The following is an 18,630-nucleotide window of genomic DNA, read 5'->3' on the forward strand; positions in this document are numbered from 1 at the left end:
CGCAGGCCGCGCATGCGGTCTAGTCCTTCCGCCCGCACCTGACCGTGTCCGCCTGCCAGCCGATGAGCCCGCCCTCGACACCCCGCAGCACCCCCAACGATTCCGTGGCCGAACAGGCGCGGGACTGGATCGTGTGCCTGGCGTCCGGTGATGTCAGCGACGCACGCATGGCGGCGTTCCAGCACTGGCTGGCGCAACCCGGGCACCGCCGTTCATTCGAGCACGAGCGCAGGCTGTGGCGCAGCATCGGGCCCCGCCCCGCCATGATCGAACGGCGGCCGGCAGCGCGCCGCCCACACCGCCTGCGCTGGGCGCTGGCGACCGCTGCGGCGCTGCTGTTGATGGTGGCCTGGCCGGATGCCTGGCTGCGGCTGCAGGCCGATCATCGCAGCGAGCACCGGGTGCAGCGGGTGGACCTGCCCGATGGCAGCCACGCCGTGCTCGACGCCGGCAGCGCCATCGCCGTGCACTTCAACGAGCGTGTGCGCCGTATCGAACTGCTGCGCGGCCGCGCCTGGTTCGACGTGGTGCCCGATGCGCACAGGCGCTTCAGCGTGACCGCAGGCAATGGCGTGGTGGAGGACATCTCCACCGCGTTCACCGTTGCCCATGTCGATGCCGGGGTGGAAACGGAAGTCGGACAGGGGCGTGTACGCGTTGCCAGCCCGATCGATGGTGGCTGGACCTATCTGCAGGTCGGCCAACGCGCCCGCTATGGCGAGCACAGTGGCGTGGCGCGGCTGGTCGACGTCCCCGCAGACCGGGTCGGCGCCTGGCGCCAGGGTGAACTGCTGCTGGAGCAGGCCAGCATGGTCGATGCCGTGCACGAGGTCGGTCGTTATCGCGCAGGCCCGACCTTCGTGCGCGGCGATCTCTCCACGATGCCCGCAGTGAGTGCAGCGTTGCGCATCGAACAGCCGGAACAGGCGTTGGACGCGCTGGTGGCCACCGCCGGCCTGCGCGTGACCCGGCTGCCACTGGGCGTTGCCATCGTCCACCGGTAAAGCCACGCGGTGCGCGCAGCCATGCACGGCATGGCGCTATTGCACTTGGGGTTGATGCGGCCTCATTCGTCTCTACCCACGAACGTACCCGCCGCCGCCACGTACGTCGTTGGGTCCGCGCACGCCGCGGATGACGCCGCGTCCGCGGCCATGTTCTTCCTACAGGTTCCCCCATGTACGAATTCCGCCACCCGGGCCGCGCACTGCGCCCGTCCCGTCTGTGCATCGCGCTGTTGGCCGCTGGTCTGGCCGCTGCCACCCCTGCCGCACTGGCCGCCTCCGGTACGGCCGGCACCGCTGCCGTGCAGCACTTCTCCATTCCCGCACAACCGCTGGACGATGCACTGCGCGCCTACATGCGCCAATCCGGCGTGCAGGTCGTCTATCCGGCCGCACTGGCCACTGGCGTGGTTTCGCAGCCGGTCGACGGCAACCTGTCGGTCGGCGATGCGCTTGCGCGCCTGCTGCAGGGCAGTGGGCTGGTTGCACGCCGCGTCAGTGCCGAGGCGGTCACTCTGGAAGCTGCAGCGCCAGGCCAGGCCGGGGGCGTGATCGTCACCGATACCCTCAGCGTGGCCGGCGACCGCGTGCAGGGTGGCGCTGCCAGCGATGACGCGCGGCTGCTCGACAGCTACCGCAGCGTGGGTTCGACCACCAGCATCGGCCGTGTGGCATTGGAGCGCTTCCGCGGTACCTCCACCGGTGACATCGTCAAAGGTGTGGCCGGTGTCACCGCCGGTGATCCGCGCGTGGGCAATGGCTTCGACGTCAACATCCGCGGTATCCAGGGCCAGAGCCGGGTACCGGTCATCATCGACGGTGGCCAGTCCAGCATGGACACCTACCGCGGCTATGCCGGCCAGTCGCAGCGTACCTATCTCGACCCCGACCTGATCTCGCGGCTGACCATCACCAAGGGCCCGAGCCTGCAGGCCAACGCCTCCGGCGGCATCGGTGGCGTGGTGGAGATGGAAACGTTGAACGTCGATGACATCCTGCGCGAAGGCCGGGATGTCGGCGTGCGCGTGCGCGGTGGCCTGGCCAACGGCAGCGCCAACAACCTGCCCGGCTATGATGCCGCGCCACGCCGTGATCGCAGTGCCACCGGCAGCCAGTTCTTCAACGTGGCCGCGGCAGGGCACTGGGACCGCTTCGACCTGGTGGCGGCCTATGCCTACCGCGACAACGGCAACTACTTCTCGGGCAAGAACGGGTACGACGACTTCCCGCAGACCCGGCGCACGCTGGCGCCGCTGAATCCGCCGCGTACCGAAGTGTTCAACACCTCCTCGCGCTCGAAGTCGACGCTGCTCAAGGGCACCTGGCGCATCGACGACGCGCAGACGCTTGAAGCAGGCTATCGGCGTTACGAGGGCACGGCCGGCGAGATCATGGCCTCGCAGATCATCCGCGTCGAGCGTGATCGCGTGCCGCAGTGGGACCCGGGCCACGTCGACATGGACAGCTACAGCCTGCGCTACCGCTTCAACCCGGACAGCGAGCTGATCGACCTGCGTGTCAACGCCTGGTACACCGATGCCGACAGCGTGATGTACAACAGCTTGACCGGCATCACCCCGTGGTACTTCGATCGCCGCACCGAGTGGTACGACGCGCCAAGCTTCAGTGGCAACCCCGGCTACAAGGACGCCTATCGCAATCCGCTGCGGCAGAAGCGCTTCGGCCTGGATGCCAGCAATACCTCGGTGTTCGACAGCAGCGCCGGCCGCTTCACCCTCGACTACGGACTGTCCTTCAGCGACGAAGACATCGCCCCCGGCAGCTCCGGCCCGATCATGCAGGACGACCTGGTCAACAACCGCTTCCTGCGCAATGCCGAGCGCAAGGAGTACAGCGCGGTGGCGTCGCTGAAGTGGGCGCCGGACGAACACTGGGAGATGCTGCTGGGCGGTCGCTGGAACCGCGTGGACGTGCACGACCGCAATCGCCTGGCCACGCCGGATGCCTATGAAGTGCAGGGGCAGTACCGCTACACCGAGCTGCTCAACGGCAACCCGAAGCTGCCTTCGTGGCGCGCCAAGCGCATCGCGCTGCTGAACTGGTACCCGGATGCCAACGGCAAGTTCACCCAGGAATCGCTGCTGGCCTCGCCCTACAAGAAGGGCACGGTCGGCGATATCGGCGGCTGGAACTTCTACGATGCCGATGCCGCTGAAGACCTGCGCGTGCCGGTCAGCTGGACCTGGTCGCAGCCGATCCGTCGCCGCGACAGTGCATTTTCGCCGACTGCCAGCGTCGCCTTCCGCTTCAGCGAAGACAGCATGGTCTACCTGAAGTACGCCGAAGGCACCAAGCTGCCCAGCCTGTTCGAGACCACCCTGGGCCTGTTCACGGCGGCCAAGCCGGTGGACGAGCTGAAGCCCGAGCGTGCGCACAGCTGGGAACTGGGCGCCAGCACCATCCAGCACGATCTGTTCACCAACGGCGATCGCCTGGCGCTGAAGCTGGCCTACTTCGATACCCGTATCGATGACCTGATCACCCGCGACTACCGCACGCTGTCGGCCGGCCTGATCCGCAATGTCGACCGTTTCAAGGTGTCGGGCATGGAATTCCAGTCCAGCTATGACGCCGGCAAGGTGTTCGCCGACCTGTCAGCGCACTATTACTTCAAGGCCAAGACCTGCGCACCGGACATCGCCGCCGAGCGCCGCGCCTATGGCGTGCAGCGCAGGATCGAAGAACTGAAGAACACACCGGACTGCGTCGATGGCGGCTTCGAAGGGTCCTACAGCAACACCCAGAACCCGCCGCGCTACATGGTCAATCTGACCGTGGGTTCGCGCCTGTTCGACGAGCGCCTGACCTTCGGTACCCGCGTGGTGCACAACGCAGGGCCCATCAGCAAGCTGGACAAGGAGTGGAACGTCGGCCTTTCGGCGATCCAGCAGTTGTACCGGCCGACGACGCTGGTGGATCTGTTTGCGAGCTGGAACTTCAACGACCAATGGTCGGTGGAAGCCAACGTCGACAACGTGACCGATCGGTACTACCTGGACCCGCTCGCGCTGGGCGTGATGCCGGCCCCGGGCCGTACCGCACGGTTGGCCATCACCTGGAAATACTGACCGGCCATCCATGCATGGCGTGGATCTACTGACAAACCGGTAGCGCCGGGCCATGCCCGGCGGATCACGCAGAAGAACGGTAGCGCCGGGCAATGCCCGGCGTCTCCTTACACCCCGCGCGCGGCCTTCACCGCCTCCTCGTGCAGCGACTCGTTCAGTTCATCCACGACGGTGCTCCATGCGGCGTCGGCCTGCAGCGATTCGGCCAGGAACTGGCGCTGGGCTTCATTCCAGTAGGGCGCGTCGGCCACTTCCACGTCGGCGGCGAGCTGATGGCCGGTGATGAACGTGGCGATGCCCTCGGCACTGGCATCCAGGCCAAGCTGCAGGAACAGGTTGGTCATGCGGGGTTCGGTGGTGATCATCGGAAGGGCCTGGCAGGTGAATGGAAAGCATCATTATCGGTGCAAGCGGGCTTGGGGGAAGTCGCGCCGGGAGCGTCTACAGGGGGACGCTTCCGCTGGCATTACCCCCATGACCGCTCAGACATCCTACGAAAACAGCCGCAGCGTGCGGCTGAAGGCCGCCACCCGCGACAGCCACGGTGCACTCGACAAGCGCATCATGGCCGGTGACATCTTCGCCGACCGCAGCAACTTTGCCCGCTTCCTGCGTGTGCAGTACCGCTTCCACCGCAGCATCGATGCGTTGTACGCCAGCCCTGCGCTGGACGCGCTGCTGCCCGACCTGTCCGAGCGCCGCCGCCTGCAGCAGGTCCGCAGCGATCTGCAGGACCTGCAACAGACCCTGCCTGGCGATGACATCGAAGCGCTGGGCAACGACCTGCCGCTGCCGACCGCGCTGGGCTGGCTGTATGTCGCCGAAGGCTCCAACCTGGGCGGCACCGTGCTTTACAAGATGGCGGGCGCACTGGGCCTGGACCGGGATTTCGGTGCCCGTCACCTGGCCGCGCACCCCGACGGTGCCGCCCGGCACTGGCGCGAATTCACAGCGGCACTCGACGCAGTGCCACTGACCCCGGTGCAGGAGCAGCAGGTGATCGACGCCGCCGATGCCGCGTTCCGCAGCGTGCACGGCCATGTTGAAGTGGAATTCTCCTGATGCGCGGGCAACCACAGGCCCGCAGCTTATGCGCTGGCTCTGGTTCGTGCTGGGCTGGCTGATGGTTGCGCTGGGCGTGATCGGCGCGCTGCTGCCGGTCATGCCCACCACCATCTTCCTGATCCTGGCTGTGGGCTGCTTCGCACGCAGTTCGCCGAAGTTCGAACAGCGCCTGCTCGCCCATCCGCGCTACGGCCCATCGTTGCGCCTGTGGCGCGAACAGGGCGCGGTCTCCAACAAGGGCAAGGCGTTCGCCAGCGCCGGCATGGCGGTGGGGTTCGCACTGTTCTGCTGGGGCGCGCACCCCTCCTGGCGGCTGTTGCTGGGAGTGGGCCTGTTCTTTGCCGCCAGCGCCGGCTATGTGCTGAGCCGGCCAGCGCCCCGGCTTGATCCTGCGCCACTGGTGGAAGTGGACGACGCGGCCGCGCCGCGCGCCACCCGCCGCCGTGCGACTCCTCCTGATTCCAATGGAACCCCCGATGATGCTGCCTGCTGACCTGGCTCCCGTGGCCGCCCCCGCCCTGACGCCATGGGGCATGTACCTGGCCGCCGATGTGGTGGTGAAGGCGGTGATGATCGCTCTCGCCCTGGCCTCGCTGGCGACCTGGACGGTGCTGCTGGCCAAGGGATGGGAACTTGCCCGGCAGGCACGCGCACTGCGCGCCGCACGTGCGCTGCTGCTGTCCGCGCCCAGCCTGCCCGGTGGCAGTGGCGATGGCCCGCTGCAACAGGGCATCGCCGCTGCCATGCTGGAGGCTGCGCGCACCGAGCTGCGGCTTTCGCAGGAACTGGACGCCCGCGAGGGCATCAAGGAGCGCGTGGCCTCACGCCTGGAACGGCTGGAACTGGCGACCGGTCGCAGCCAGCGTCATGGCATCGGTGTGCTGGCCAGCATCGGCGCGGTGGCTCCGTTCGTGGGGCTGTTCGGTACGGTGTGGGGCATCATGAACAGCTTCATCGGCATCGCCCACAGCAACACCACCAACCTTGCGGTGGTCGCCCCGGGTATCGCCGAGGCGCTGCTGGCAACTGCGCTGGGCCTGGTCGCGGCGATTCCGGCGGTGCTGGTCTACAACCACTTCACCCGCGTGCTGGCAGGCCTGCGCGGATTGCTGGGCGATCTGTCGGCAGCGGTGCAGCAACTGGTATCGCGCGACCTGGATCGGGCTGCGCCGCGCGTGACGGTTGGCTCGCTGCGCGCCGTGCACTGAGGCACGACGATGGCGATCAGGACCGCATCCGGGCGCGAAGAGGCACCGGAAGAAGCACATGAAATCAACGTCACGCCCTTCATCGATGTGATGCTGGTGCTGTTGATCATCTTCATGGTGGCCGCGCCGCTGGCGACGGTGTCGGTACCGGTGCAGCTGCCGGCCAGCAGCGCACAGGCGAGCCCGGCAGAACGCGCGCCGGTGTATGTGACCGTGCAGGCCGATCTGTCGCTGCGCGTGGGCGAGCAGCCCGTCACGCAGGCGACCCTGCCCGCTGCGCTGCAGGCGGCAACCGCAGGCGATGCGTCGCAGCGCATCTATCTGCGTGCCGACCAGCGTGTGCCCTATGGTGAACTGATGGCTGCGCTGGATGCGCTGCGCCATGCCGGTTACCTGAAGGTTGCCCTGGTAGGCCTGGAGCAGGGCACGCGATGAGTGGACTGCAGCGCTGGGCAACAAGCCTGGTGATCGTGCTGTTGGTCCATGCGCTGTTGATCGCGGCTGCGTGGTGGTGGGCTGCGCGGGCGCCCGTGGTGGCGGTTGCGCCTGCGGCTGCGCTGATGCTGGAGTTGGCACCTGCCGCACAGGCGCCACCGGTGCCGCCGCGCGCGCTGCCGGCAGGCCCGCTGCAGCAGGAGCAGCAACGGCGCGCGCCGCTGCCCAGACCGCACGAGCCGATCAAGGCGCCACCGCAGCCACAGGGGGAGTTGGCACCGGCGCAGCCGCCGCCTGTGCAGCCCACGCAGGAAACCGCTGACACAACGGTTGATCGAACGCTGGCACCCCCCGACGTTCCGGCGCAGGCGGCGGCCAGTTACGCCGCGCCGCGCACCACGGCCGGCGAGCGCAGTCGCGTCAACGCCACCTGGCAGGCGTTGCTGCTGGGGCATCTGCAACAGCATCGACGCTATCCACGGCAGTCCGAACGGTTGCGCCAGCAGGGCGTTACCTACGTACGCTTCGCGGTCGCCCGCGATGGTCGCGTGTCGGCCCCGCACATCGAGCGCAGCAGCGGCTTTGCGCTGCTTGACCAGGAGACGCTGGAGACCGTGCAGCGTGCCAGCCCGGTGCCGGCGCCGCCGGCCGAGGTGGCCGGCGACCCGGTGGAAGTGATGGTGCCGGTGGCGTTCTACCTGCGCGGGCGCTGACCTTGTAGAGCCGAGCCCATGCTCGGCTCTACAGAAGGCCCTTACAGCAACGGCACCAGCAGCAGTGCCACGATGTTGATGATCTTGATCAGCGGATTGATCGCCGGGCCGGCGGTGTCCTTGTACGGATCACCCACGGTATCGCCGGTCACTGCGGCCTTGTGCGCTTCGCTGCCCTTGCCGCCGAAGTGCCCATCCTCGATGTACTTCTTGGCATTGTCCCAGGCGCCGCCGCCGGTGGTCATCGAAATGGCCACGAACAGGCCGGTGACGATCGTACCGATCAGCAACCCGCCCAGCGCACGCGGCCCCAGCAGCAGGCCAACCACCACCGGCACGGCCACCGGCAGCAGCGAGGGCACGATCATTTCGCGGATCGCCGAGCGGGTCAGCATGTCCACGGCACGGTCGTACTGCGGCTTGGCGGTGCCCTGCATGATGCCGGGGATCTCGCGGAACTGGCGGCGCACTTCCTCCACCACCGCACCGGCAGCGCGGCCGACCGCTTCCATCGCCATGGCGCCGAACAGGTAGGGAATCAGGCCGCCGATCAGCAGGCCGATGATCACCGTGTGGTCGCTGAGATCGAAACGGAATTCCTGCCCGGGATTGGCCGCCTGCAGGTTGTGGGTGTAGTCGGCGAACAGCACCAGCGCGGCCAGTGCCGCCGAGCCGATTGCATAGCCCTTGGTCACCGCCTTGGTGGTATTGCCGACCGCATCCAGCGGATCGGTGATGTCGCGGATCTCCGACGGCAGCTCGGCCATCTCGGCGATGCCGCCGGCGTTGTCGGTGATTGGCCCGTAGGCGTCGAGGGCGACGATCATGCCGGCCATCGACAGCATCGCCGTGGCGGCGATGGCGATGCCGTACAACCCGGCCAGTGCATACGCACCCCAGATGGCCGCGCACACGGCGATCACCGGCAGTGCGGTGGACTTCATCGAGATGCCGAGGCCGGCGATGATGTTGGTGCCATGGCCGGTGGTCGAGGCCTGGGCGACGTGCTGCACCGGCTTGTACTGGGTGCCGGTGTAGTACTCGGTGATCCAGACGATCAGCCCGGTCAGCACCAGGCCGATCAGCGCACAGCCGTACAGCGCCATCGGGCCGTGCACATTGTCGGCCATCAACCCGGTGGTGATCGGGTAGAACGCGATTGCAGCCAGCACGCCGGAGACGATCACGCCCTTGTACAGCGCGCCCATGATCGAGCCGCCTGGCTTCACTTTGACGAACAGCGCGCCGATGATCGAGGCGATGATCGATACGCCGCCCAGCACCAGCGGGTACAGCACCGCATTGGCACCGGCTTCGCTCAGCATCAGGCTGCCCAGCAGCATGGTGGCGATGACGGTGACCGCGTAGGTTTCGAACAGGTCGGCGGCCATGCCGGCACAGTCGCCGACGTTGTCACCGACATTGTCGGCGATCACCGCCGGGTTGCGCGGGTCGTCCTCGGGTATGCCGGCTTCGACCTTGCCGACCAGATCGGCGCCCACATCGGCACCCTTGGTGAAGATGCCACCGCCCAGCCGCGCGAAGATCGAGATCAGCGACGAACCAAAGGCCAGCCCGACCAGTGCGTGCAGTGCCTGTTCCATCGGCAGGCCCATGCGCAGCAGCAGCGCGTAGTAGCCGGCCACGCCCAGCAGGCCCAGCCCGACCACCAGCATGCCGGTGATCGCGCCACCGCGGAAGGCCACATCCATCGCGGCACTGATGCCGTGGCGCGCGGCCTCGGCGGTACGCACGTTGGCCCGCACCGAGACATTCATGCCGATGTAGCCGGCCGCGCCGGACAGCACCGCGCCGACGGCAAAGCCAATGGCGGTGTACCAGCTGAGGAAGATGCCGACCAGCACGAACAGCACCACCCCGGCGATGCCGATGGTCAGGTACTGGCGGTTGAGGTAGGCGCGCGCGCCTTCCTGGATGGCCGTGGCGATGGCGACCATGCGTTCATTGCCGGTGGGTTGGCGCAGGATCCAGCGCGCCGAGACGATTCCGTACAGGATCGCGAGAATGGCGCAGCCCAGCGCCAATGACAGCCCATGACGTTCCAGCATTAGACCCCTCCGCAGAATGGATGATGAGCATCCAGTGGCGATGAACTGCACCACGAGGGGGACGACGGGCTGCAGCCTGGAACCAACCCGTGCCGACCTTGGCGGTCGTCCGACGTATGGCGGTGTTCAGCATTCCCTGGTGACCGCAGTATGCGTGCACCCGCGTCTGGATGGTAGCGCCGGGCCGCGCCGCGCCGCATGATCCGTGGGCGCCCTCCAGATGAACGCATCGCCATGCGCGCGGAACCCGCCGCCGGTCCATGGGCATGCTTTGAGAGCCGCACGCCTTTGCACCCCGTTAAGCCAACCTCTGCAAGCCTGCGCCGAGTCCTGTAGGAGAATCTCCATGCGCCTGTCCCTGTTGATGCTTGCCGTCCTGGCCCCGGCGATGCCCGCGTTGGCTGCCGAAACCCCCGAACTGCAGCGTGCCGTCGGCGCGCCACAGGCGGTGGGCGCGGTGCATACGCTGCGCCAGATTCCCGAAGCCTGTGCGCGCCTGGAAGGTGCGTTCACCGGCCAGGCCGCCGAGCCCTATCGATTCTCAGCCGTGCGCACCAGCGAGCAGTGCCAGCCGCGCGCCCGCTTCGTCGACTACGCCAAGGCGCAGCCGAGTGCGGACAAGGGCTGGAAACTCAATGACGTGATCCGTGTGCCCAACGCGACCTGCCCGGCGCAGCAGGCAGTGGTGCGCGTGTGGCGCCTGCCGTCGAGCAACAAGGTGGAGCTGGACGGGCAGGGGCAGTCACGCATCTACCTGGAAGAAGCCAAGAAGCAGGCCGCCGCCGGCCAGATTCCGCAGGTGACGATGTTCGCTGCGCAGCTGCAGATGGAAGGCAAGGCCTGCAATTGAGGTTGAGCATCCACGCATGGCGTGGATCTACTGGTTGGGAGACCTGGGTAGGGCCGGCCGCTGGCCGGCAACCGATTGACTACTCCGCCAATCTGGCCCCACGCGCCACCAGCAACTCGCGCAGCGCCGATCGGTGGCAATGCGCCTCGTCCTCGCAATAGCAGCCCACCGCGATATCGCTGTGCTGCGACAGCGCCGCGAGCAGGTCCAGCGCATGCGCCGCGTCGGGTGCCTTCATTTCCGCCTTGTAGTGGCGGAAGAAGGTGTTCCAGTCGGCGGCGCTCTTCGCCTCGTGCGCCTGTTTCACCAGCTCCGCGCTGGGAGACAGCGTGGGAAACCAGACGTCGTACCAGTCCTGCCGGGCAAATTCGCTGCGCGGCACACCACGCGGCGGGCGCCGCACCGTGCCGCACGCGGCGTACCGAGTCGAACAACGCGCAATGCCATGACCTTCCTCCATGAAAAGGGAACGGAGGGGGGACGACTTGATCCCCTCCGTCCCCCTTTTCTGATCAGCCCTCGAAGGCCGGCAGTTTCTGTTTCACCGCCACGTTCTTCAGCGATACGTACTTCGGCAGGCCATCGGCGCCATAGGGCAGCGGCGCTTCGCCCTTGATCAGCGGCGACAGATACGCGCGGGCCTTGGCCGTGATGCCGAAGCCATCGCGACGGATGAAGCTGGCCGGCATCTTCTTCTCATGGTTGGCGATCTTCGACAGCGGTGCGGCTTCGATCTTCCAGCGATACGGTGCATCACTGCTGCGCACGATCACCGGCATCACTCCGTTCTGGCCCTTCAGCGCCAGCTGCACGGCGGCCTTGCCCACCGCCTGCGCCTGTTCCCAGTCGGTCTTGCTGGCCAGGTGGCGCGCAGAGCGCTGCAGGTAGTCGGGCAGGGCCCAGTGCACCTTCAGGCCCAACTGGTCCTTGACCCGGCCTGCCAGGTGCGCGGCGACGCCGCCCAGCTGCGAATGCCCGAAGGAGTCCTTGCCGCCACCGGCATCGGCCACGAAGCGGCCATCGGCGGTGGCGATGCCTTCAGAAGCCACCACCACGCAGTAGCCCACGCGCGCGACCACCGCCTTGACCTTGGCCAGGAACACGGCCTCGTCGTATGCGCGCTCGGGCAGCAGGATGATGTGCGGGGCATCATCGTCGCCGGTGCCGGCCAGGCCGGCGGCGGCGGCCAGCCAGCCGGCGTGGCGGCCCATCGCCTCGTAGATGAAGACGCGGGTGGAGGTTTCGGCCATCGCGGCCACGTCCAATGCCGCCTCGCGCACGGAAACCGCGGTGTACTTGGCCGCCGAGCCGAAGCCCGGGCAGGTGTCGGTCACCGCAAGGTCGTTGTCGATGGTCTTGGGCACGCCGATGCAGGTGAGGTCATAGCCGGAAGCCTTGGCCAGCTGCGAGACCTTCAGCGCGGTGTCGGCCGAGTCGTTGCCGCCGTTGTAGAGGAACCAGCGCACGTCGTGGGCGCGCAGCACCTCCAGCAGGCGGTCGTACCGGGCACGGTCGGCCTCCAGCGATTTCAGCTTGACCCGGCACGAGCCGAACGCGCCGCCCGGGGTGTGGGCGAGGGCACGGATGGCCGCCGCGCTCTCCTTGCTGGTGTCGATCAGTTCCTCGCGCAGGGCGCCGAGGATGCCGTTGCGCGTGGCCAGAACCTTGATTCCCTTGGCCCGGGCCTGCTCGATCACCGCTGCGGCGGTCGCGTTGATGACGGCGGTGACGCCGCCGGACTGGGCGTAAAGAAGGGTACCGTTGCGCATGCTTCTACCTGTTCGGGGGAGGGGACATTGCAGGGACATTACCCGTATGCGCTAAAGTGGCGCTATTGCGGTGCAGCGATACCGGACCGTCCGGGACGCGAACCTTCTTAATTTTCAACACGTTGGAGTCAGGTCAATGCGATTGGTTCTGTTGGGACCGCCCGGTTCGGGCAAGGGGACACAGGCGACGCGCCTGAAGGAAAAGCTCGACATCGCCCACATTTCCACCGGCGACATGCTGCGCGCGGAAATCGCTGCCGGCTCGGAGCTGGGCAAGCAGGCCAAGTCGGTGATGGATGCCGGCAACCTGGTGTCGGACGAGATCCTGCTGGGCATGCTGAAGTCGCGACTGGCCCAGGCCGATGTCGCCAAGGGCTTCATCCTTGACGGTTACCCGCGCAACGTGGCCCAGGCCAACGCGCTGGACGGCATGCTGGCCGAGATCGGTCAGCCGCTGGATGCCGTGGTGCAGCTGGACGTGGCCACCGAACTGCTGGTCGAGCGCATCGCCGGCCGTGCGCAGGAACAGGGCCGCGCCGACGACAATCCGGAATCGGTGCGCAAGCGCCTGCAGGTTTACACCGAGCAGACCGCTCCGGTGGTCGACTTCTACGCCGGCCGCGGCACCCTGGCCCGGGTTGACGGCGTAGGCGAGCTGGACGAGATCGAAGCCCGCATCCTGGCGGCGATCAAGCGCTGATGCCCTTGGCCGGTCGAGACCGGCCAGCGCAGCGCAAAAAACACAGGCCTGATCCTCGAGGATCAGGCCTGTGTCGTTTCATAGGTGCCAGCAAAGGGCTTGCTCAGGGCCCCCACAGCATGAGCTCCCTTGGGGATGGCCTCTTGGGGAGTAGGACCGGTTCGGGTACTGCGGCTGGCATCCTGAATTGTGTCCGGGTTCACAGAACATCGCTATCGGGAATTCCCTGACATATGGCTGGAGTTTTCTCACAGTCGCTGTAGGGGTTCTCTTACCCCGTTTCCGACGATGGCCCTATACAGCCGTGATCGGTCACAATCCCCGGTCATGAGCAGCGTACATATCCTTGCAATTGCCGGCACCTTCATGGGCGGCGTGGCCGCCCTGGCGCGGGAACTGGGCCATACGGTCAGTGGCAGCGACCAGGCCATCTATCCGCCGATGTCCACCCAGCTCGAGAAGCTGGGCATCACCCTGGACCAGGGCTACCGGGCCGACAGCGTGCCGGCCGGCACTGCCGAAGTGGTGATCGGCAACGCGTTGTCGCGCGGCAATCCAGCGGTGGAAGCGGTGCTGGACGCCGGCCAGCGCTACATTTCCGGTGCGCAGTGGCTGTCCGAACAGGTGCTGCCGGGCCGCGACACGCTCGCAGTGGCCGGCACCCACGGCAAGACCACCACCACCACCATCCTCACCTGGCTGCTGGAAAGCGCCGGCCGCTCCCCGGGTTTCCTGATCGGCGGCGTTGCCGAGGATTTCGGTGTCTCTGCCCGCGTGGGCCAGGGGCGGGAGTTCGTGGTCGAGGCCGATGAGTACGACACCGCCTTCTTCGACAAGCGCAGCAAGTTCGTGCATTACCGGCCGCTGGTGGCCATCCTCAACAACCTCGAATACGACCACGCCGACATCTTCCCGGACGTGGCCGCGATCCAGCGCCAGTTCCACCATCTGGTGCGCACGGTGCCGGCACGCGGCCGCCTGATCGTCAACGGCGAAGACGCGCACCTGGCCGAAGTGCTGGCAATGGGCTGCTGGACCCCGGTCGAGCGCTTTGGTTTCGATCCGTCGCTGGAGTGGCATGCCGAGCTGCTGGCCGCCGATGGCAGCGCTTTCCGCGTCCACCATCGTGGCCAGGCGCTGGGTGATGTGCAGTGGTCATTGCTGGGCCGGCACAACGTGCTCAATGGGTTGGCCGCACTTGCCGCTGCGCACGCGGTCGGCGTCACGCCGGCCGAGGTGATCCCCGCGCTGGCGCGCTTCCGCAGCGTCAAGCGCCGCATGGAAGTGATCGGCAGCTGCGATGGCATCACCATCTACGACGACTTCGCCCATCACCCGACCGCGATTGCGACCACGCTCGAAGGCCTGCGTGCCAGGGTCGGTGAGGCGCGCATCGTGGTGGCGATGGAACCGCGCAGCAATTCGATGCGGCTGGGCGCACATGCGCAGGCGCTGGCACCGTCGCTGGGCCTGGCCGACGAGGTGGTGTTCCTGCATCGCCCCGAACTGGCGTGGGACGCGGCGGCGGTGATCGCCGCCGTGCGCGGGCAGGCGCATGCGGTGCCCGACACCGACGCGCTGCTGGCGCAGCTGCAGTCCGATGCGCGCCCGGGTGACCATGTGGTGTTCATGTCCAACGGTGGCTTCGATGGCGCGCCGCGCCGTTTCCTCGCGGAACTGCAGGCGCGATGAGCAGCGAAGCGTCGCTGCCGTTGTTCCCGCTGCATGCCACGCTGCTGCCGGGCGCGGCCATTGGCCTGCGCGTGTTCGAGCCACGTTACCTGGATCTGGTGCGTGAAACCGGGCGGAGCGGGGAGGGCTTCGGCGTCTGCCTGATCCTGGAGGGACAGGAGGTCGGCGTACCTGCGACGCCGGCGGCATTTGGCGTGGAAGTGAAGATCGAGGATTTCGATGTCGGTGCCGACGGCGTGCTGCAGCTGCGGCTGCGCGGCACCCGCCGCTTCCATGTGGAGCGTACGCGCGTGCGCGACAACGGATTGGTGGTTGCCGACGTACGCTGGTGCGAAGAAGACCCCGACGACGAGCTGCGTCCGCAGCATGCGCTGCTCGCTACCCTGCTGGGGCACATCATCGAGCAGGCAGGGGAAGCATTCGCGCCGGCCACGCCGGCGTTGCTGGACCAGGCCAGCTGGGTCAGCTGGCGGTTGGCCGAACTGCTGCCGTTGAGCGAACAGCAGCGCCTGCAGCTGCTGCAGATGGACGACCCGCACCAGCGCCTGCAGCAGTTGCTGGGCTGGATGCCGTAAGGCCGGAACCGGTAGTTGCCAACCTTGGTTGGCAGCCTTTCCTGGAAGTGCCAACCAAGGTTGGCAACTACCAGAGCGGGAGCGGTAGCGCCGGGCCATGCCCGGCGGATCCATCAGGGGCCGGTCTTCAAGCGCAGCACCGGCAAGCCGGTTTCCGCCTGCACGTCCTCGCGTTGCGGCAACGACTGCACGGCGTCCTTGACCGCGTTCAACGCCGGGTCGACGCCGCGTACCGGGTGCCACATGCCGATCCACTGGAAATGCCGCTCGTAACGCAGGGTCTGCGCACTGCCCAGCCACAAGGCGGTGTTGCCCGGCTGCAACTGTGCAGGCGCCGGCCACAGGCGCAGCACGTAGCGCTCATCCGGCCGCGCACCCTGGCGCACCATCAGCAGCGCTTCCACGCGCGTCTCCAGGGTGGCCGGCAGCACCGGCAACTCATCGGCGCCGGTGTTCTTGTCCAGCATCAACAACGCTTCCTGCCAGCCGGCCTGGGCCTGCACCTTCCAGCCGCGCGCTTCCAGCTGCGCCTGCAGCGGTGCCAACGGGCCGGCCACCTGCACGTCCAGCGGCCAGCGCTGGTCATCGTCGAATTCATTGCGGCGCGCCGGCAGCTTCGCCCAGTCCTGCTGCCACCAGGCCTGTGCGTCCATGGCCAGCGGTGCCGGCAGGGTGGGTTCGAAGCGTTCAAGCTTTACCGCGATGTTGCGCGGTGCGTACCACATGGCGGCCAGTGCAAAGACGCCGTAGAACAGCCACGCCACCGGCTTGACCCAGAACGAGCGGTTGAAGCGGCGGCGGTAGGCGATGCCCAGCACCAGCAGCCAGAAGGTGCCAAACAGCATGCCGCCGATCACATCGCTCAGCCAATGCGCCCCCAGGTAGAGGCGCGCGAAGCCGATCAGGCTGACCACGATGCCTGACACCAGATAAGGCCAGACGCGGGTGCGGCCGGGCATCTCGCGGGCGATGAGCATGGCGAAGAAGCCGAAGGTGATGGTGGCCATGGTCACCGACACCGAGGGGAAGCCAAAGCCGCTGCTGGCATCGACCGGGCGCACCACATCGACGGTGGCACCGAGCAGCATGGTCAGGGCCAGGCCGAAGGCCAGCGCGGCCAGCCAATGGGCGGCGGCCATCCAGCGCCGGCGCCAGATCAGGTAGCCCATCGCCGCGGCAGTGGCTGGCAGCAACACCGGCCAGGCCCCCAGCGAAGCCAGCGCGGCCATCGGGTAGTCGGCCAATGGGTTGCGCAGGGCCAGCATTGCCTGGTGCACCAGCAGGTCCACCGCCAGCGGTTCGCCATGGGCAACCACCACGGTCAGCAGTGCGAACCAGCCCCAGCCCAGCAGCAGCAGCATCAGCGCCAGCATTGCCAGCGGTACCGACTCGCGGCGCCTGGGGTCGAGCACCCCCACGGTGTAGCGGCCCAGTGTCGGGTGCCGGTTGGACCAGTCCAGCAGGCGCGCCAGCCAGTTGTCCATGCGTGCGGCCGACCAGCGATAGCCGTACAGCACGATGGCCCAGACCAGGCTGAGGATCACCGCCAGCAGGCCGACCACGACCACCAAGCGGCCGGCGACAGCGGCCACCGTGTCGTAGGCCTCGCCCAGCACCCAGCCGGGCGCCAGGAACAGCACCGCCCAGGAAATGCTGGCAATGCCGCTGGCCTGCACGTAGCGGCTGGCCGGCATCTTCATCATGCCGGCAATGGCAGGCACGAATGGCCGGATCGCGCCGACGTAGCGGGCGACCAGGATGCTCTTGAAGGCATTGCGCCGGAACAGGTTCTCACCGCGGTCAAGCAGCTGCGGATAGCGGCTGAACGGCCAGATGCCGCGCAGGCGATCACCCCAGCGGCGGCCGATCCAGTAACTGATGCCATCGCCGGCGAAGGCACCCAGTGCGGCCGCCGCCACCGCGTACGGTCCAGAGATCTGGCCCAGGCCGATGAACACGCCCACCGCGAACAGCAACGGCAGTGCCGGCACGATGGCGCCGAGAATGATGACCGCATCGCAGAAGGCGATCAGAAAGATGACCGCACCCGCCAACACGGGATGAGCGGCAATCCACGCGAGGGTGGCGTCGATCCATGAAGAGTCCATTGACCGATTATAGAGGCGTGAAGGTGACTGGTTCCCAGCCGCTTGGTGACCGTTTGCAACAGGGCTCATCGCCTAGAATGGCGCCATGCCTGTATCCAACGATGCGCCAACCCATGCACTGAAGGCCGACAGCTTCGGTCGAATCCTGCTGGTGCAGGGGCCCGAGGGCCCCTTCGTGCGCCGCGATCTGGGCGCCACGCCGCTGTGGCTGCGGCTGCCGGCGTGGTGGCTGGCACGCCGTGAAGCACGTGCGCTGCGCCATATCCACGGCATGGCCGATGTGCCGCAGCTGCTGGATTGGACCGGCCGTCATCTCGATCGCAGCTTCATGGCGGGCGATGCGATGTACCAGCGGCCGCCACGCGGCGACCTCAGCTGGTTCCGTGCCGCGCGGCGCCTGCTGCAGCAGCTGCATCGGCGCGGTGTGGCCCACAACGACCTGGCCAAGGAGGCCAACTGGCTGGTCACTGACGATGGTCGTCCGGCGCTGATCGATTTCCAGCTGGCGGTGATCGGCAACCCGCGCTCACGATGGATGCGCCTGCTGGCCCGCGAAGACCTGCGCCACCTGCTCAAGCACAAGCGCATGTACTGCCGTGAATCGCTGACGCCGGTGGAAAAGCGCTTGCTCAAGCGCACCTCATGGGTACGCGATCTGTGGTTCGCCACCGGCAAGCCGGTCTATCGCTTCGTCACCCGCCGCATCCTGCATTGGGAAGACAACGAAGGGCAGGGGCCGAAGCCGTGAGCCCGCCGCCGGTGCTGACCGGGCCATTGAGCGCGGGCAGCGTGCTGCGCACGCAGCAGCCCGGTGCCCGCTTCGTGCACGCCTGCCAGGCCACGACCCGGCGCGACGGGCGCACGGCGCTGCAGGCCTACCGCGATATGGCCGCGAGCATTCCCGGTTGGTTCGACCGGCTGATGGCGCTGCGCAATCGCGGGATGCGCCTGCTCGGCATGAAGGATCTCGGCTCGCTGCGTGCGGTGCAGGACGGCGGGGATCCGCGTCCGGGGCAACGCCTTGGCATCTTCACCCTGCAGGCGCTGGATGATGATGCCATCGTGCTTGAGGACGACGACCGCCACCTGCGCGTGCAGCTGGCGCTGCAATGGCAGGGCGAGGTGCTGGAAGTGGCGACCGTGGTGCATACCCATAACGCGTTCGGCCGGCTGTACATGCTGCCGGTCGCGCCGGTACATCGATTGATCGTGCCGCACCTGCTGAAGAAGCAGATCCGCGCCTATCGGTAGCGCCGGGCCCTGCCCGGGGCTACCCGGTTACGGCGTCGCCCGCACGACCAGGTGGCCGATGAAATTGCGCGTGCCCTCGCACGCGTAGCCGCTCTGCCACAG

17 protein-coding genes and 1 pseudogene are annotated in these 18,630 nt (G+C 67.4%); 13 read left to right on the forward strand and 5 right to left on the reverse strand.

All coding sequences use genetic code 11. The features are described 5' to 3' along the window. The first annotated feature begins 62 nt into the window (after positions 1–62). Both ACVOLJ_RS18225 and ACVOLJ_RS18230 read left to right on the forward strand, forming a co-directional pair. Positions 63–1,004 carry a FecR family protein gene (locus ACVOLJ_RS18225; RefSeq protein ID WP_481564768.1) on the forward strand — a complete coding sequence of 314 codons (942 nt, stop codon included), beginning with the start codon at positions 63–65 and terminating at the stop codon, positions 1,002–1,004. 173 nt (positions 1,005–1,177) lie between these two features. Continuing rightward, positions 1,178–4,093, forward strand: coding sequence for a TonB-dependent receptor (locus tag ACVOLJ_RS18230; protein ID WP_481564769.1), 2,916 nt, complete (start codon positions 1,178–1,180; stop codon positions 4,091–4,093). A 107-nt stretch (positions 4,094–4,200) separates the two neighbouring features. On the opposite strand, the gene ACVOLJ_RS18235 is transcribed toward ACVOLJ_RS18230, so the two are convergent. Continuing rightward, positions 4,201–4,458: a DUF2789 domain-containing protein gene (locus ACVOLJ_RS18235; protein WP_481564770.1), complete on the reverse strand. Its 258-nt coding sequence runs from the start codon at positions 4,456–4,458 to the stop codon at positions 4,201–4,203. Between the two features lie 109 nt (positions 4,459–4,567). Between ACVOLJ_RS18235 and ACVOLJ_RS18240 the strand changes: the two genes are divergently transcribed. Genes ACVOLJ_RS18240 through ACVOLJ_RS18260 form a run of 5 tightly spaced genes read left to right on the forward strand, consistent with a single transcriptional unit; the run spans position 4,568 to position 7,514 of the window. Then, the gene (locus ACVOLJ_RS18240) at positions 4,568–5,155 is read left to right on the forward strand and encodes a biliverdin-producing heme oxygenase (protein WP_481564771.1); all 588 of its coding nucleotides are present in this window, start codon (positions 4,568–4,570) and stop codon (positions 5,153–5,155) included. Between the two features lie 28 nt (positions 5,156–5,183). Beyond that, on the forward strand, positions 5,184–5,651 hold the full coding sequence (locus ACVOLJ_RS18245; RefSeq protein ID WP_475278191.1) for a YbaN family protein: 468 nt from the start codon (positions 5,184–5,186) through the stop codon (positions 5,649–5,651). Further along, positions 5,638–6,366 (forward strand): tonB-system energizer ExbB, encoded by a 729-nt coding sequence (exbB, locus tag ACVOLJ_RS18250; RefSeq protein ID WP_481564778.1) that lies wholly within the window; start codon positions 5,638–5,640, stop codon positions 6,364–6,366. Before ACVOLJ_RS18245 ends, exbB begins: the two co-directional genes overlap by 14 nt. 9 nt (positions 6,367–6,375) lie before the next feature. Further along, positions 6,376–6,801 (forward strand): TonB system transport protein ExbD, encoded by a 426-nt coding sequence (exbD, locus tag ACVOLJ_RS18255; protein WP_481564772.1) that lies wholly within the window; start codon positions 6,376–6,378, stop codon positions 6,799–6,801. Next, positions 6,798–7,514, forward strand: coding sequence for an energy transducer TonB (locus tag ACVOLJ_RS18260; protein ID WP_481564773.1), 717 nt, complete (start codon positions 6,798–6,800; stop codon positions 7,512–7,514). Before exbD ends, ACVOLJ_RS18260 begins: the two co-directional genes overlap by 4 nt. Before the next feature lie 41 nt (positions 7,515–7,555). On the opposite strand, the gene ACVOLJ_RS18265 is transcribed toward ACVOLJ_RS18260, so the two are convergent. After that, entirely contained in the window at positions 7,556–9,583 is a 2,028-nt protein-coding gene (locus tag ACVOLJ_RS18265; RefSeq protein WP_475280245.1) for a sodium-translocating pyrophosphatase, read from the reverse strand. Between the two features lie 346 nt (positions 9,584–9,929). On the opposite strand from ACVOLJ_RS18265, the gene ACVOLJ_RS18270 reads away from it, so the two are divergent. Then, the gene (locus ACVOLJ_RS18270; RefSeq protein WP_481564774.1) at positions 9,930–10,433 is read left to right on the forward strand and encodes a hypothetical protein; all 504 of its coding nucleotides are present in this window, start codon (positions 9,930–9,932) and stop codon (positions 10,431–10,433) included. A 79-nt stretch (positions 10,434–10,512) separates the two neighbouring features. Here ACVOLJ_RS18270 and ACVOLJ_RS18275 read toward each other — a convergent pair. After that, positions 10,513–10,880: pseudogene (locus ACVOLJ_RS18275) on the reverse strand (DUF488 domain-containing protein). 65 nt (positions 10,881–10,945) lie between these two features. Then, positions 10,946–12,202 carry a 6-phosphofructokinase gene (locus ACVOLJ_RS18280; RefSeq protein ID WP_481564775.1) on the reverse strand — a complete coding sequence of 419 codons (1,257 nt, stop codon included), beginning with the start codon at positions 12,200–12,202 and terminating at the stop codon, positions 10,946–10,948. Between the two features lie 136 nt (positions 12,203–12,338). Between ACVOLJ_RS18280 and ACVOLJ_RS18285 the strand changes: the two genes are divergently transcribed. From ACVOLJ_RS18285 to ACVOLJ_RS18295, 3 genes are all read left to right on the forward strand, one after another. Continuing rightward, the gene (locus tag ACVOLJ_RS18285; RefSeq protein WP_475280241.1) at positions 12,339–12,902 is read left to right on the forward strand and encodes an adenylate kinase; all 564 of its coding nucleotides are present in this window, start codon (positions 12,339–12,341) and stop codon (positions 12,900–12,902) included. Positions 12,903–13,229: 327 nt separating this feature from the next. Continuing rightward, positions 13,230–14,594 carry a UDP-N-acetylmuramate:L-alanyl-gamma-D-glutamyl-meso-diaminopimelate ligase gene (mpl, locus tag ACVOLJ_RS18290; protein ID WP_481564776.1) on the forward strand — a complete coding sequence of 455 codons (1,365 nt, stop codon included), beginning with the start codon at positions 13,230–13,232 and terminating at the stop codon, positions 14,592–14,594. Continuing rightward, a complete protein-coding gene (locus ACVOLJ_RS18295; protein ID WP_475280239.1) occupies positions 14,591–15,169 on the forward strand; it encodes an LON peptidase substrate-binding domain-containing protein in 579 nt (192 codons plus the stop codon). The genes mpl and ACVOLJ_RS18295 overlap by 4 nt, the downstream gene beginning before the upstream one ends. A 113-nt stretch (positions 15,170–15,282) precedes the next feature. Here the strand turns inward: ACVOLJ_RS18295 and ACVOLJ_RS18300 are convergent, their stop codons facing one another. Then, entirely contained in the window at positions 15,283–17,277 is a 1,995-nt protein-coding gene (locus ACVOLJ_RS18300) for a bifunctional DedA family/phosphatase PAP2 family protein (RefSeq protein WP_481564777.1), read from the reverse strand. A gap of 85 nt (positions 17,278–17,362) precedes the next feature. Here ACVOLJ_RS18300 and ACVOLJ_RS18305 point away from each other — a divergent pair, with 85 nt between their 5' ends. Together ACVOLJ_RS18305 and ACVOLJ_RS18310 are read left to right on the forward strand one after the other, a co-directional pair. After that, the gene (locus ACVOLJ_RS18305) at positions 17,363–18,025 is read left to right on the forward strand and encodes a serine/threonine-protein kinase (RefSeq protein WP_475280237.1); all 663 of its coding nucleotides are present in this window, start codon (positions 17,363–17,365) and stop codon (positions 18,023–18,025) included. Then, on the forward strand, positions 18,022–18,528 hold the full coding sequence (locus tag ACVOLJ_RS18310) for a DUF2867 domain-containing protein (protein ID WP_475280236.1): 507 nt from the start codon (positions 18,022–18,024) through the stop codon (positions 18,526–18,528). The genes ACVOLJ_RS18305 and ACVOLJ_RS18310 overlap by 4 nt, the downstream gene beginning before the upstream one ends. Positions 18,529–18,630 lie beyond the last annotated feature (102 nt).

The sequence above is a fragment of the Stenotrophomonas sp. STEN046 genome (assembly GCF_056759755.1).

Excerpts from the sequence above, each read along its gene's own strand:
- ACVOLJ_RS18225 (WP_481564768.1), top strand. The coding sequence starts at position 63 with ATGAGCCCGCCCTCGACACCCCGCAGCACCCCCAACGATTCCGTGGCC.
- ACVOLJ_RS18245 (WP_475278191.1), top strand. The coding sequence starts at position 5,184 with ATGCGCTGGCTCTGGTTCGTGCTGGGCTGGCTGATGGTTGCGCTGGGC.
- ACVOLJ_RS18270 (WP_481564774.1), top strand. The coding sequence starts at position 9,930 with ATGCGCCTGTCCCTGTTGATGCTTGCCGTCCTGGCCCCGGCGATGCCC.
- ACVOLJ_RS18300 (WP_481564777.1), bottom strand. The coding sequence starts at position 17,277 with ATGGACTCTTCATGGATCGACGCCACCCTCGCGTGGATTGCCGCTCAT.
- ACVOLJ_RS18265 (WP_475280245.1), bottom strand. The coding sequence starts at position 9,583 with ATGCTGGAACGTCATGGGCTGTCATTGGCGCTGGGCTGCGCCATTCTC.
- ACVOLJ_RS18235 (WP_481564770.1), bottom strand. The coding sequence starts at position 4,458 with ATGATCACCACCGAACCCCGCATGACCAACCTGTTCCTGCAGCTTGGC.
- mpl (WP_481564776.1), top strand. The coding sequence starts at position 13,230 with ATGAGCAGCGTACATATCCTTGCAATTGCCGGCACCTTCATGGGCGGC.
- exbB (WP_481564778.1), top strand. The coding sequence starts at position 5,638 with ATGCTGCCTGCTGACCTGGCTCCCGTGGCCGCCCCCGCCCTGACGCCA.
- ACVOLJ_RS18230 (WP_481564769.1), top strand. The coding sequence starts at position 1,178 with ATGTACGAATTCCGCCACCCGGGCCGCGCACTGCGCCCGTCCCGTCTG.
- ACVOLJ_RS18295 (WP_475280239.1), top strand. The coding sequence starts at position 14,591 with ATGAGCAGCGAAGCGTCGCTGCCGTTGTTCCCGCTGCATGCCACGCTG.
- ACVOLJ_RS18260 (WP_481564773.1), top strand. The coding sequence starts at position 6,798 with ATGAGTGGACTGCAGCGCTGGGCAACAAGCCTGGTGATCGTGCTGTTG.
- ACVOLJ_RS18240 (WP_481564771.1), top strand. The coding sequence starts at position 4,568 with ATGACCGCTCAGACATCCTACGAAAACAGCCGCAGCGTGCGGCTGAAG.
- ACVOLJ_RS18305 (WP_475280237.1), top strand. The coding sequence starts at position 17,363 with ATGCCTGTATCCAACGATGCGCCAACCCATGCACTGAAGGCCGACAGC.
- ACVOLJ_RS18280 (WP_481564775.1), bottom strand. The coding sequence starts at position 12,202 with ATGCGCAACGGTACCCTTCTTTACGCCCAGTCCGGCGGCGTCACCGCC.
- ACVOLJ_RS18285 (WP_475280241.1), top strand. The coding sequence starts at position 12,339 with ATGCGATTGGTTCTGTTGGGACCGCCCGGTTCGGGCAAGGGGACACAG.
- exbD (WP_481564772.1), top strand. The coding sequence starts at position 6,376 with ATGGCGATCAGGACCGCATCCGGGCGCGAAGAGGCACCGGAAGAAGCA.